The sequence below is a fragment of the Falsiroseomonas sp. genome, assembly GCF_030695085.1.
In the GTDB taxonomy this organism is placed as follows: Bacteria; Pseudomonadota; Alphaproteobacteria; order Acetobacterales; family Acetobacteraceae; genus Falsiroseomonas.
Genome location: NZ_JAUYTS010000123.1, coordinates 1 through 12,920, shown reverse-complemented (window position 1 = coordinate 12,920; position 12,920 = coordinate 1). Strand labels below are relative to the sequence as shown.

General features: G+C 69.6%; 11 protein-coding genes and 1 pseudogene. All 12 read right to left on the bottom strand.

Features of this window, described 5'->3' with window-relative positions; translation table 11 throughout:
• Positions 1-9 precede the first annotated feature (9 nt).
• The gene (locus Q8S40_RS13570) at positions 10-1,092 is read right to left on the bottom strand and encodes a branched-chain amino acid aminotransferase (protein WP_304814483.1); all 1,083 of its coding nucleotides are present in this window, start codon (positions 1,090-1,092) and stop codon (positions 10-12) included.
• Between the two features lie 168 nt (positions 1,093-1,260).
• Positions 1,261-2,844, bottom strand: coding sequence for an ABC transporter substrate-binding protein (locus Q8S40_RS13565; protein WP_304814481.1), 1,584 nt, complete (start codon positions 2,842-2,844; stop codon positions 1,261-1,263).
• Between the two features lie 121 nt (positions 2,845-2,965).
• Positions 2,966-3,475, bottom strand: coding sequence for a F0F1 ATP synthase subunit B (locus Q8S40_RS13560; RefSeq protein ID WP_304814480.1), 510 nt, complete (start codon positions 3,473-3,475; stop codon positions 2,966-2,968).
• Positions 3,476-3,486: 11 nt separating this feature from the next.
• On the bottom strand, positions 3,487-3,987 hold the full coding sequence (locus Q8S40_RS13555; protein WP_304814478.1) for a F0F1 ATP synthase subunit B': 501 nt from the start codon (positions 3,985-3,987) through the stop codon (positions 3,487-3,489).
• 92 nt (positions 3,988-4,079) lie between these two features.
• On the bottom strand, positions 4,080-4,307 hold the full coding sequence (locus tag Q8S40_RS13550) for an ATP synthase subunit C family protein (RefSeq protein WP_304814477.1): 228 nt from the start codon (positions 4,305-4,307) through the stop codon (positions 4,080-4,082).
• Positions 4,308-4,389: 82 nt separating this feature from the next.
• Complete coding sequence (locus tag Q8S40_RS13545; RefSeq protein ID WP_304814475.1) at positions 4,390-5,145, bottom strand: F0F1 ATP synthase subunit A; 756 nt, start codon at positions 5,143-5,145, stop codon at positions 4,390-4,392.
• Between the two features lie 58 nt (positions 5,146-5,203).
• Entirely contained in the window at positions 5,204-5,503 is a 300-nt protein-coding gene (locus Q8S40_RS13540) for an AtpZ/AtpI family protein (RefSeq protein ID WP_305670811.1), read from the bottom strand.
• A 119-nt stretch (positions 5,504-5,622) separates the two neighbouring features.
• Positions 5,623-7,515 carry an ABC transporter ATP-binding protein gene (locus Q8S40_RS13535; protein ID WP_305670810.1) on the bottom strand — a complete coding sequence of 631 codons (1,893 nt, stop codon included), beginning with the start codon at positions 7,513-7,515 and terminating at the stop codon, positions 5,623-5,625.
• 169 nt (positions 7,516-7,684) lie between these two features.
• Complete coding sequence (locus Q8S40_RS13530; RefSeq protein ID WP_305670809.1) at positions 7,685-8,671, bottom strand: tripartite tricarboxylate transporter substrate binding protein; 987 nt, start codon at positions 8,669-8,671, stop codon at positions 7,685-7,687.
• Positions 8,672-8,741: 70 nt separating this feature from the next.
• Positions 8,742-11,093, bottom strand: a complete 2,352-nt coding sequence (locus Q8S40_RS13525; protein WP_305670808.1) for a bifunctional diguanylate cyclase/phosphodiesterase — start codon at positions 11,091-11,093, stop codon at positions 8,742-8,744.
• Between the two features lie 10 nt (positions 11,094-11,103).
• On the bottom strand, positions 11,104-11,583 hold the full coding sequence (locus Q8S40_RS13520) for a molybdopterin-dependent oxidoreductase (protein ID WP_305670807.1): 480 nt from the start codon (positions 11,581-11,583) through the stop codon (positions 11,104-11,106).
• 106 nt (positions 11,584-11,689) lie between these two features.
• Positions 11,690-12,920: pseudogene (locus tag Q8S40_RS13515) on the bottom strand (chromosome segregation protein SMC); the annotation flags it as partial.

The window sequence follows — 12,920 nt, the reverse complement described above, 5'->3', positions numbered from 1 at the left end:
CCCGGTGTTTCAGGCCTCGACCGGCACCGGCACCGTGCTCATCCAGCCATGGGCGTCCGGCAGGCGGCCGTACTGGATGCCGATGATGCTGTCATACAGCTTCTGCGTCAGGCTGCCGGTGCTGCCATTGCCGATGCTGATCCGGTCGCCCTTGTAGCCCAGCTCGCCGACCGGGGAGACCACGGCGGCGGTGCCGGTGCCCCACATCTCGACCAGCTTGCCCTCCCGCCCGGCCTGCATCACCTCCTCGATGCTGATGCGGCGTTCGGAGACGGTGTGGCCCCAGTCGCGCAGCAGGGTCAGGATGGAATTGCGGGTCACGCCATCCAGGATGGTGCCGGCCAGCGGCGGGGTCACCACCTCATCGCCGATCTTCATCATGATGTTCATGGTGCCGACCTCGTCGATCCAGCGGCGCTCCACCCCATCCAGCCACAGCACCTGGGTGAAGCCCTGGCGCTCCGCCTCCTGCTGCGCGGACAGCGAGGCGGCGTAGTTGGCGGCGGCCTTGGATTCGCCCAGGCCGCCCTGCACGGCGCGCACATGCGTATCCGTCGCCAGGATCCGCACCGGCTTCACGCCTTCCTTGTAATAGGCCCCCACGGGCGAGCAGATGACGAAATAGGTGTAGCTGTGCGACGGGTGCACGCCGAGCATCACATCGGTCGCGATCACGGTCGGTCGGATATACAGGCTGGTGCCCTCCGTCCGCGGCACCCAGTCATGGTCCACGCCGACAATCGCCTCGAAGCTCTGCCGCACCAGGTCTGCCGGGATCGGCGGGATGCAGAGGCCGGCGCAGGATTTGCCGAGGCGTTCGGCATGGCGCTGGGCGCGGAACAGCCGGATGGTGCCGTCGGCGCCACGATAGGCCTTCAGCCCGTCGAACACCGCCTGGGCGTAGTGCAGCACCGTGGTCGCCGGGTCCATGCTGAGCGGGCCGTAGGGGACGATGCGCGGGTCATGCCAGCCCTTCCCCTCCTCATAGTCCATCAGGAACATGTGGTCGGTGAAGGTCTTGCCGAAAGCCAGCGCGGCATCCGGCTGGCGCGGCTTCGGGCTGCGGGTCAGGGTGGTGGGAAACTGGGTCATGGCGTCTGTCGCTCTCGGTTTTTATTGCGTGTGGGCCGATGCTATCGCAACAGCCATGCGCCCGGGAGCCACCAAAGCTAACATTGCACCCATGCGCCCCAGGCATAAAAGGTAAGGTTCGCTGCCGTAGTGGATGGGGGCGCCATATGGCGGCGCCCCCATGGAGGCTCAGTTGCCGACGCGGACGAAGCGCATCGGGAACCAGTTGTCGGCCAGCTGCTGCAGCTGGATGTTGCTGCGCGCCGCCCAGATCACCGTCTGCTGGTGCAACGGCACATGGCCCGCCTGTTCGGTGTGGATCCGCAGCGCCTCCTCGATCATGCCGGCGCGACGGGTGGCATCGGTTTCCGTCGCCATCTGGCCGACCAGCTCATCAAAGCGGGCGTTGTTGAAGCCGCCGACATTGAACATGCCGCGGTTGCCCTCACGCGACGCCATCAGGTTGAAGAAGGCGTTGTGCGCGTCGTAGGTGTTGGGGGTCCAGCCCAGCATGTAGAAGCTGGTGTTGTAGCGCGGGCCCAGGATCTCGGCGAAGTAGCGGGCGCGGGTCTGCGCGTTCAGCGTGACGCGCACGCCGATGCGGGCGAGCATGGAAACCGCCGCGGTGCAGATCGCCTCGTCATTCACATAACGGTCGTTCGGGCAGTCCAGCGTCACGCCGAAGCCGTTCGGGTAGCCGGCCTCGGTCATCAGGCGCCGGGCGAGGTCCGGGTTGTATTCCGGGATCTGGTCGCGCGCATCCGTGTGGCCGTTGACGCCCGGGCCGATCATCAGCCCGGTGGCGCGGCCCTGGCCGCGCATGACGGTGCGGACGATGCTGGCACGGTCGATCGCGTGGTTGAAGGCGCGGCGCACCCGCACATCCTGGAACGGGTTGCGGCCGCGCACATCGGATTTCAGCAACTCATCCCGGCTCTGGTCGAAGCCGAAATAGATGGTCCGCAGTTCCGCCTGCTGGTGGATGGTGATGCCATTGGTCCGCGACAGGCGCTGCGTGTCCTGCGGCGGCACGGTGTAGACCATGTCCACCTCGCCCGAGAGCAGGGCGGCAACGCGCGTCGCGTCATTGGCGATGACGTTGAACTCGACGCGAGTCAGGTTGTGCTCCGGCCGGTCCCACCAGCCGGGATTGGGCGCGAGGACGGTGCGGCGATCCGGCTCCCGGCTCACCAGGCGGAAGGGGCCGGTGCCCATGGCGTTGCGCGTCGCGAAGTTCTCGGCGCCCGTGGTCAGGTCGGCGCTGCGGGTGGCGTTGTTCGCCTCCGCCCAGCGCCGGGACATGATGCCGATGCCGGTGATCTCCTCCAGGAAGATCGGGTTCGGCGCCGTGGTCTCGATCTCCAGCGTGTGGCTGTCGATGGCGCGCGCTTCCTTCACGCTGGCCAGGCTGCCGCCCACATTGCTGCCCTGCGCCTTGGCCCGGGTGTAGGAGAAGACGACATCTTCCGCCGTGAAGGGCGTGCCATCCTCGAAGGTCACGCCGCGGCGCAGATGGAAGCGCCAGACGGTCGGGCTGGGCTGTTCCCAGCGCTCGGCCAGCGCGGCCTCGACCTGCAACTGCCGGTTCCGGCGCACCAGCGGCTCATAGATGTTGCCGTTGAACATCAGCAGGAAGGTTTCCTGCCGGGCATAGGGGTCCATAGAATTGACGTCGCCGTCATTGGCCCAGCGGAAGAGATTGGCCTGGGCAGTGACGGGCATGGACAAGGCGGTGCCCGCAAAAAGGGCTGCGGCCAGAATATGTCGGCGCACGAAGATCTCCTGAGGAATCCGTGCGGCCAGACTAAGGGTGAACGACCGAAAAGCAAAACGGGGACCCCGAAAGATCCCCGTCAAAACGCGCAGGATGAAGCGTATGAGAGCGCGGAAGGCGTCAGGCCGCGCGGAGCGCGCGAGGCAGATCGGCCACTGCGCGGTCGATCAGCACCGCGTCCTTCTCGGCGTCCATGGTCTGCGCCAGCACGTCCCGCGCCGCGGCAGCCGCGACGTCGGCGGCGGCGTTGCGCACTTCCGCCAGCGCGCTGGCCTCGGCGGCGGCGATGCGGTCCAGCGCCATGCGTTCACGCCGCTTGGCGGTTTGCTCGGCTTCCAGCGCCGCGGCCTCGGCCACGCGGCCGGCCTCGACGCGGGCGCGGGCGATCATGTCCTCGGCTTCCGCCAGCGCGGCGGCACGGTCGGCCTCGGCCTGCTTGCGCATCGCCTCCGCCTCGACGCGCAGGCGCGCGGCCTGGGTCAGTTCGGATTCGATGCGGGCGCCGCGGGCGTCCAGCATCGCCGTGATGCGGCTCCATGCCAGCTTGCCGAACAGCAGCACGAACAGCACGAAGGACATGGCGACCCAGAACTTCGGGTCCTGCCAGAAATATGCATAACCGTAGGACATGTCGGCGCTCCTCAGCCCAGGCCGCGGGCGGCGAGGGCGCGATCGACGGCGGGCCCCACGGCGGCCTGCTCGGATTGGCCGGTCAGGCGCTGCAGCAGCGCCTCCGTGGTGTCGGTGGAGACCTGGCGCAGCGCACCCATGGCCGAATCACGCGCCGTGGCGATCCGGGCCTCGGCGGCGTTAATCTGTTCGGCCAGGCGCGCGGCCAGCGCCTCGGACCGCTGCGCGGCCTCGAGCTGGGCCGATTGCATGGCGGCGGCAATGGCCGCCTGGGCTTCCGCCCGTGCCTTGCTGGTCGCCGCATGATGCGCGGCGATGGCGGCATCGGCTTCCGCCTTCGCAGCCTGCGCGGCCTCGAGGTCACCCTCGATCCGGCGCCGGCGATCCTCCAGCACCGCCTCCACGCGCGGCAGCGCGTAGGTGGCGAGCACGTAGTAGAGGACTCCGAAGATGATCAGCAACCAGACGATCTGGGCGATCATCAGCGGGTTGCCGAAATCGAGCTGCGGCATGGTGTTCCCCGTCAACGTCCCTGATGCGCGCCAACCCCCCTTGGGCGGCGCGCCCTATCGCAGAACCCGGCCGGCAGGTGCCGGCACGGGATTTAGGCGAACAGGATCAGGAAGGCGATCAGCAGTGCGAACAGCGCCACGGCTTCCGTCAGGGCGAAGCCCAGGATGCCGATCGGGAACACCACGTCGCGCGCCGCCGGGTTGCGGGCCACGGAGGCGATCAGCGTGGAGAAGATGTTGCCGAGCGCCAGGCCCACGCCGAACAGGGCGAGGACAGCGATGCCGGCACCGATCGCCTTCGCAGCAAGCACGATTTCCATGAAAGTGATCCTTTTCGATGTCTTAAAAGGGTTGGGTCTCAGGGTCCGGCGCGCGATGCGCCCGCTTCTGGGCCGGCTGGGCTCAGTGCAGGTGCACCGCGTCGTGGAGGTAGATGCTGGTCAGGATCGCGAAGACATAGGCCTGGAGGAAGGCCACCAGGATCTCGAACCCGATCAGCAGCACGTTCACCGCCAGCGGCAGCGTGGCCACGAAGGGCCCCACCGCGCCGAGCGCCCCGAGCATGACCACGAAGGTGGCGAACACCTTCAGCAGCACGTGGCCGGCGACCATGTTGGCGAACAGACGGACCGAGAGGCTCACCGGGCGCGAGAGGTAGGACACCACCTCGACCGGCACGATGATCGGCGCCAGCCACAGCGGCGCACCCTCGGGGAAAAAGTAGCCGAAGAACTTCCGGCCATGCAGCGCCAGCGCCACCGCGGTGATCACCACGAAAACGATCAGCGCCAGGCCGAAGGTCACCGCGAGATGGCTGGTATAGGTGAAGGCGTAGGGGAACAGGCCCAGCATGTTGCCGAACAGCACGAACATGAACAGCGTGAAGACGAAGGGGAAGAAGCGCTTGCCGCCATGCCCCACCTGGCTGTCCACGATGCCATAGACGAATTCGTAGGAGGCTTCGGCCAGCGACTGCAGGCGCCCCGGCACCACCGCACGGGCGGCCATGCCGAACATGATCAGCGCCGTGATCAGGCCGGCGGCCAGCAGCATATGCGCGTTGGACTGCGAAAACCCGACAGCGGCGCCGATCGGCCCGAAGACGGGGGTCAGCTGAAACTGGCTCAGCGCGTCGATCGATCCGGATTCGGCGGCCACTCGCAATCTCCCGTCCCCCTACGCACGGGGAACCTCATGTGCCGCGATGCGGCAGCCTCTAATCCTGCTTCCCGGCACCGCGCCGCGGGCTGAACAGACGAAACACGTTCAAAACGCCAGCAACGCTGCCGAACACGAAGAACAGCAGGAAAAGCCACGGCCAGGTGCCAAGCCAGCGATCCAGGTACCAGCCAAGGGCCACGCCCACGACCAGCGCCGAAACCACTTCGACACCGGCACGGAAACCGACACTCGCGCTACTGCCCGACAAGGGACCGATCGGGCTCGGCTTGGGGTCCATACCCTGCCTTGCCCGGGCCTGCCGGAGCCTTTGCTCGAAGCCGTCGTCTTCCGCCACCCGTCGCTCTCCCCCGCGGTCGCCCCGCCCGGAAGGCGGCCCGCTCCTACGGCTTAGGGGCAGGAGTGTCAAGGTGATGAACGCGCTGCAACATGGTTAGCACGAAAGCTGGCGCGGCCTCATTCACCAATGAATCCCCCCGATTGCCGCTGCCAGAGCCGCGCATAGACCCCGCCGGCGGCCAGCAACTGGGCGTGGCTGCCCTGTTCGGCCACGCCCCCCTCATGCAGCACCACCAGCCGGTCCATCCGCGCCAGGGTGGACAGGCGGTGCGCCACGGCGATCACGGTCTTGCCGGCCATCAGCCGTTCCAGGCTGGCCTGGATCGCCGCCTCCACCTCCGAGTCGAGCGCACTCGTCGCCTCATCCAGCAGCAGGATGGGCGCGTCCTTTAGCAGCACGCGGGCGATCGCCACGCGCTGGCGCTGGCCGCCCGAGAGCTTCACCCCGCGTTCGCCCACATGCGCGTCGTACCCCGTGCGGCCGCGCCAATCGGACAGCGCCATGATGAAATCATGCGCCTCCGCCCGCTTCGCCGCCTCCACCACCTCCGCCGGACTGGCATCGGGCCGGCCATAGCGGATGTTCTCCAGAATCGAGCGGTGCAGCAGCGCCGTGTCCTGCGTCACCACGCCGATCGAGGTCCGCAGGCTTTCCTGGGTGACCCCGGCGATGTCCTGGCCATCCACCAGGATGCGCCCGCCTTCCGGGGTGAAAAAGCGCAGCAGCAGGTTGATGGCCGTGGTTTTGCCCGCCCCCGAATGGCCAACCAGCCCGACGCGTTCCCCCGGCGCGATGTCCAGGTTGAAATCATGCAACACGGCACCGCGCGAGGGCAAACCGGGTGCCCCGACGCGGCCATAGCCGAAGCGCACATCCTCGAACCGGATGGCGCCTTGCGGCACCACCAGCGTGCGCGCATCCGGCGCATCCGGCGCCGTGCGCGGCACCGCGATGCTGCCCATGGCTTCCTGCACCACGCCGATATTCTCGAAGATGCCCGCCACGTTGAAGGCCACCCAGCCGGAGATGTTGGCGATCTGCCAGGCCATCGGCAAAGCGGAAGCCACCACCGCCAGCGGGATCTCGCCCTGCGACCACAGCCAGATCGAAAGCCCGGCGGTGGAGGTCAGCATGCAGGCATTCAGCGTGGACAGCAGGAAGCCGTTCAGCGTCACCAGCCGCGTCTGCCTCGCAAAGTCGCGGTTGAGCTGTTCCACCCCCTCCCGCACCCAGGCATCCTCCTGCTCGGCCCGGGCGAACAGCTTGACGGTGACGATGTTGGTGTAGCTGTCCACCACACGGCCGGTCAGCAGGCTGCGCGCCTCGCTGGCCTTGCGGGCGCGGTCGCGCATCCGCGGCACGATCAGCCGCAGCAGCGTGGCATACAATGCGAACCAGACCAGGATCGGGATGGCGAGGCGCCAGTCAGTGGCCGAAAGCACCAGCACCGCCCCGGTGCCGTAGACCAGGATGTACCAGACGGCATTCACCGACTGCACCACGCTTTCCCGCAGCGCCGGGCCGGCCTGCATCACCCGGTTGGCGATACGCCCCGCAAAATCCTCCTGGAAGAAAGCCCAGCCCTGGCGGATCACCTGCCAATGGCTCTGCCAGCGGATCATGGAGGTGACGGCCGGGATGATCGCCTGCTGCGTCACCAGGTTCTGGCACAGGATGGCCGCCGGCCGGGCCAGCAGCAGCACCGCCGCCATGCCGGCCAGGGTCCAGCCCGCATCTTCCCAGATCAGCGCCGGTCCATGCGCCTCCAGCAGCCCCACCACCCGGCCGATGAAGATCGGGATCAGCAGGTCGAGCAGCGCGACGGTCAGCCCGGTGGCGAATAGCAGCCCGAACAGGGCCCGCGCCTGGCGGGCGAAATGCCAGTAGAAGCCGACCAGATTGGCAGGCGGCGGGGTCTCCGGCACCGGCCGGCCCAGCCACCTTGCGGCAGGACGGCCCGGCGGGGCGACGGGGTCGACGGCGGTCTCGAAGAATCGGAACAGACGCATGCAGCCAACACGCGCCCGCCGGCCGCTGCCGTCAACCGGCGCGGCGGTGAACTTGCCGCGCCAGTCCATCAGCCCTGTTCGCGACAGAATGGCGCGACCTGCGCCCGCTGGAGGCGGGCGAGCGGCCGGATGGCCGCCGCGGCCTGTGCCGCGCCGCTAAGCGATGGCTTCAGCCATCCAGCCGCACATTCGCCGCCCGCGCCACTTCCCGCCACTTGGCGATCTCCGCCCGGATGAAGGCGCCGTATTCCTCCGGCGTGCCGGGGTCCGGGAAGCCGCCGAGCTGGACCATGCGCGCGGCGATCGCCGGGTCGCGCAGGATCGCCACCGCATCGGCGTTGACCTTGCGGATGATCGCCGCCGGCGTCCCGGCCGGGGCGACGATGCCGGACCAGCCGAGTGCCTGGAAACCCGGCGAGACGGTCTCGGCCACCGTCGGCACCTCCGGCATCTGCGGCGCGCGGCTGCTGCCGGTGACGCCCAGCGCCTTGATCCGCCCGGCCTGCACATGCGGCAGGGCGGAGGCCAGGCTGTCCACCATCACCTTGACGTTGCCGCCCAGCAGATCCGCCATGGCCGGGCCGCTGCCGCGATAGGGCACATGCTGCATCCGCAGGCCCAGCCGGTGCGCCAGCATCTCCGCCGTCATGTGCTGCGCCGTGCCCGGCCCGGCGGAGGCGTATTGCACCATCCCCGGCTGCGCCTTCGCCAGCGCCACCAGGCCTGCCATGTCATTCGCCTCGAAGCTTGGATGCGCGACGAAGACGAGCGGCAGGGTGAAAATGTTGGTGATCGCGGCGAAATCCTTCTCCGCGTCATAGGGCAGCCGCGACATGACGGACGGATTGACCCCCAGCGTGCCCGAGGTGCCGATGCCCAGCGTGTAGCCATCCGGCGTGGCGCGCGCCACGGCATCCATGCCGATGGCCCCGGCGCCGCCGGCGCGGTTTTCCACCACCACGCGCTGCGGCCAGCGCTTCGAGAGTTCCTCCGCCATGACACGGGCGAACAAATCGGCCGCCTGGCCCGGCGGGAAGGGCACCACCATGCGGACCGGGCGTTCCGGCCAGGCTTCCTGCGCCCGGGCGCCGGACAAAGCGGGCAGCGCCAGCGCGGCGCCGAGCAGGACGCGACGTGTCGTCAGACATTTCGTCATGAATTGGTTTCCCCCATGCACTGGCGGTTGGCCCGCCTTCGCGCACTGTCGCGGGCGGCGGCCGGCCGGGTCAAGCGGCGCTGCGGCCCAGCATCGGGTCCGGCGGTTGGCGCGCCAGCACCGCCAGGGTTTCGGCCGCAACCGGCCGGCCGAGCAGGAAGCCCTGCACATGGTCGCAGCCCAGTTCACGCAGCACGGCCAGCTGGCCCTGCGTCTCCACGCCCTCGGCTACCACCTCCGCACCCAGGCCATGCGCCAGCCGCAGGATGGCATCGACGATACGCCGCCCGGCGCCAGGGGCGCTGCGCGCCTGCTGCTCCAGCCCCGCGATGAAGGTGCGGTCCACCTTGATGACATCGAAGGGCAGGTGCTGGAGGTAGCCGAGCGAGGAATAGCCGGTGCCGAAATCATCCAGCGCCACCCGCACACCCATCGTCCGCAAGGCCTGGAAGCTGCGGGTCGCCGCCTCCGCGCTGCGCAGGAAGACGCCTTCCGTCACCTCCACCTCCAGCAGCGCCGGGTCGCAGCCGGTGGCCGACAGCGCCTGCTGCACCAGCCGCACGCCCTGCTCGGCGCCGAAATGCCCAGCCGAGAGGTTCACCGCCACCGGCACCTCCAACCCCTGCGCCCGCCACGCCATGGCCTGGCGGCAGGCCAGGTCGAGCACGAGCTGGGTGATCGGGTGGATCAGCCCTGTTTCCTCCGCCACCGGGATGAACAAGCCAGGGGAAATCAGGCCCCGCTCCGGATGGTTCCAGCGCAGCAGCGCCTCGCAGCCCTTCATCAGCCCGGTGGCAAGGACGAATTTCGGCTGGAACACCAGCGAGAGCTGGCCCAGCGCCAGGGCCTGGCGCAGATCCTCCTCCATCTGCCGGCGCTCCCGCAGGCCTTCTTCCTGTTCCATGCTGAAGACCGTGGCGCGGCCGCGGCCCGCCGCCTTGGCGCGGTACAGCGCGATGTCGGCGCGGCTGAGAAGGCTTTCCACCGTCACGCCGTGCTGCGGCGCGATCGCGGTGCCGATGCTGGCCCCGGCGCGCAGCGTGTAGCCCTGCAGCCGGTAGGGCTGGCCGAGCACCGCCACCAGCCGTTCCGCCAGCAGCCGCGCCTCGGACCCGTTGGCGAGGCCCGGCTGGATCACGGCGAATTCGTCACCGCCGAGCCGCGCCAGCAGGTCGCCCTGGCGCATCGCCGCCCGCATGCGCGCGGAGGCGGCGAGCAGCAGCTGGTCGCCCACCGGGTGGCCCAGGCTGTCATTCACTTCCTTGAAGTGGTCGAGGTCGATGCAATGCACCGCCACCATCCGCCCCTCCGCCGCATGGCCGAGCTGCGCCTTCAACCGGGTGCCGAACAACAGGCGGTTCGGCAGGTCGGTCAGTGCGTCATGCTCCGCCAGGTGGCGGATGCGGCGGTCGGCCTCGCGCTGTTCCGTGACATCCAGCGCCACGCGCACCACACGCACCAGATTGCCGCCGGCGCCGAAAACCGGCGCGGAGGACACCAGCAGGGTGCGCTCGGTGCCGTCGCGATGGATCAGGCGGCTTTCCCGGGGCGGCAGGGCAACCCGCTGCGCCACCACCCGCGCCACATCGGCATCCGCCGCGGGGTTGCCGCCGATTTCGCTGGCCCGCCGGCCCAGCGCATCCTCCTCCCGGTTCAGCCGGGCCAGGGCCAGGCCGGTCTCGTTCATCAGCACCAGCCGGCCTTCCGGGTCGAAGGCGGCGATGCCGATGGGCAGCGAATCCACCAGCACGCGCAAGGTTCGTTCCGCCTCCGCCGCCCGGCGGGCGCTGCGCGCGATCAGCAGCAGCAGCAGCAGCGCACCCAGCAGCAGCCCGGCCAGGCTGACCACGAAGAACACCCCGAGGCGGCGCGCGCTGGCCCGTGCCTCCTCCACCGCCAGGCGCCGTTCCGTGTGCAGCGCCAGGTTCAGGCCGGTCAGCAGCAGGTCCGCCTCATCCGCCACCGCCTCGATACGGGCCCGCAGGGCGATATCGCCAGGTGACATGCCGAGGATATCCGGCTCCACCTGCTCCAGCGCCGCCTGCAGCCCGACGATAATGTCGCGGCGATCCTGGATGGAATGGGTTCGCGCTTCCTCCGCATCCTGCAGCAGCGGCAGGCGGCTCAGCAGAATCTCGTAGCGTTCCGAAAGCCGGTCGCGGTCCCAGCCCGGCTCCTCGCGATCGAAGCGCAGCAGCGCCGTGCGGAAGCGGTGCAGTTCCACCAGCGCCTGGGTGCTGAACCAGATGGAGACGCGCTGGCTGCCGGCTTCGAGGCGGAATTGTTCCCGCGCCTGCTGCAGGGACGCGCCGATCGACAGCACGAACAGCACGCCCGCGCCCAGCAGGAGAGCGAAGGTCGCACGGCGGCGGGCGAGGCGCGCCAGCCTTGCCCGCCACGTCCCGCCAGCATGAATTTTCATCGCGCGGCGCTCAGGCCACGTCGATCTGCCGGATCTGCCAGATGGCCCGGTCGCGGAAGACCGGCGCATCAAGTTCCGGCCGCGCGCTCCAGGGATAGATCAGCCAGATCGGGCCGCGGTCCCGGATGCGCAGCGGCGCCCCGCCTTGCCGGGTCGCCAGCAGCGCCGCATTGTCATGCGCATCCGCGACCGGCACGTTCACCGCATAATCGTTCAGCGCATGAATGTGCAGCGACTGGCCCGTGGCGCCGCAGGCGCGCAGCAGGGTGGCAAGCGGCACGCCGCTGAACTGCAGCAGCTCCGGCCCCGTCCAGGTGGTGCGGGTGGCCATATCCACCATGCCCAGCGCTTCCAGCGCCGCCAGGCTGAAATCGCGCGCGTCGCCGTCAATGCGGCCGGTAACGCGAAGGACGGGGCGAGGCTGCGCCCGGGCTTCGGCACCGGCCAGCGCCGCGACGATCGGAAGGGCAGCCAGGGCGCGACGTCGCATGCGGACCCTCGGGAGCGTTGAGGTGCGCGCGAATCTTTCGCGGCGGGTGCCCATCCTGCGACAACATGATCACGATTTCGTTAACCGCACCAGACAGCGCCTCGCCTCAGGCGGGCGCGCCCTCGACCATCTCCACCGCGCGCTGCAAATCCACGCTCAGCAGGCGGGAGACGCCGCGTTCCTGCATGGTCACGCCATACAGGCGGTGCATCCGCGCCATGGTCAGCGGATGGTGGGTGACGATCAGGAAACGCGTACCACCCAAGCCTTTCGCATCGGGCCCCTCGGCATCGCCGGCCGCCATCACCTCCAGCAGGTCGCACAGCCGTTCCACATTGGCGTCGTCCAGCGGTGCATCCACCTCGTCCAGCACGCAGACCGGGGCGGGGTTGCAGCGGAACACGGCAAACACCAGGGACAGCGCCGTCAGCGCCTGTTCGCCGCCCGAGAGCAGGTTCAGCGAGGACAGCTTCTTGCCCGGCGGCTCCGCGAAAATCTCCAGCCCCGCCTCCAGCGGGTCGTCGGAGCCGGTGAGCGCCAGATGCGCGCGGCCGCCACCGAACAGGCGGGTGAACAAGGCGCGGAATTCCGTATCCACCTTGTCGAAGACCACGCGCAGCCGCTCGCGGCCCTCCCGGTTCAGATGGCCGATGACGCCGCGCAGCTTGGCGATGGCGGTGGCCACTTCCTGCCGCTCCGATTCGATCCGCGCGCGCGTCGCGTCGAGGTCGTTCAACTCCGCCTCGGCGCGCAGATTGACCGGCCCCATCTCCTCCCGCTCGCGGGTCAGCCGCTCCATCTTGCGGCGGGCTTTTTCTTCCGTCTGGTCGGTCAGTTCCGCCTCAGTCTCGGGCAGCGGTGGGTGGCCCTCGCCGAGCCGTTCGACGATGCGTTCCTCCACCGCCAGCGCCGCCGCCTCGGCCTGGCCGGCGGCACCCTCGGCGCGCAGCTGTGCTTCCCGCGCCTGGGCGAAGGCGGCATCGGCGCTGCGGCGGGCGAGCGCCGAGTCGCGGTCCTCGGTCTCGGCGGCGGTCAGCGCGGCGGCGGCGGCGGCATGCGCTGCCTCGGCCTCGGCCAGCGCCCTTCCGGCGGTGGCGCGTTGCGCCGCGGCGGTCTCCGGCGCCTCGGCCAGGGCGTCGCGTTCGGCGGCGGCGGCGGCGGCGCGGCTGGCCAGGTCCTGGCGGCGACCGGCGGCTTCCGCCTTGCGGCGTGCCCATTCGGCGCGTTCCGGGCCAATCGCGGCCTGGCGCTGGTCGATGCGCCCGGCCTCGGCCGCCAGGGTGGCGCGGCTGTCGCGGCAGCCGGCTTCAGTGGCGCGGGCCTGGGCCAGGGTGGCG

Bases quoted from the DNA above. Each gene is read 5' to 3' on its own strand.
- Q8S40_RS13560 (WP_304814480.1), bottom strand. From the start codon at position 3,475: ATGTCCTACGGTTATGCATATTTCTGGCAGGACCCGAAGTTCTGGGTC.
- Q8S40_RS13525 (WP_305670808.1), bottom strand. From the start codon at position 11,093: ATGAAAATTCATGCTGGCGGGACGTGGCGGGCAAGGCTGGCGCGCCTC.
- Q8S40_RS13555 (WP_304814478.1), bottom strand. From the start codon at position 3,987: ATGCCGCAGCTCGATTTCGGCAACCCGCTGATGATCGCCCAGATCGTC.
- Q8S40_RS13530 (WP_305670809.1), bottom strand. From the start codon at position 8,671: ATGACGAAATGTCTGACGACACGTCGCGTCCTGCTCGGCGCCGCGCTG.
- Q8S40_RS13550 (WP_304814477.1), bottom strand. From the start codon at position 4,307: ATGGAAATCGTGCTTGCTGCGAAGGCGATCGGTGCCGGCATCGCTGTC.
- Q8S40_RS13520 (WP_305670807.1), bottom strand. From the start codon at position 11,583: ATGCGACGTCGCGCCCTGGCTGCCCTTCCGATCGTCGCGGCGCTGGCC.
- Q8S40_RS13570 (WP_304814483.1), bottom strand. From the start codon at position 1,092: ATGACCCAGTTTCCCACCACCCTGACCCGCAGCCCGAAGCCGCGCCAG.
- Q8S40_RS13535 (WP_305670810.1), bottom strand. From the start codon at position 7,515: ATGCGTCTGTTCCGATTCTTCGAGACCGCCGTCGACCCCGTCGCCCCG.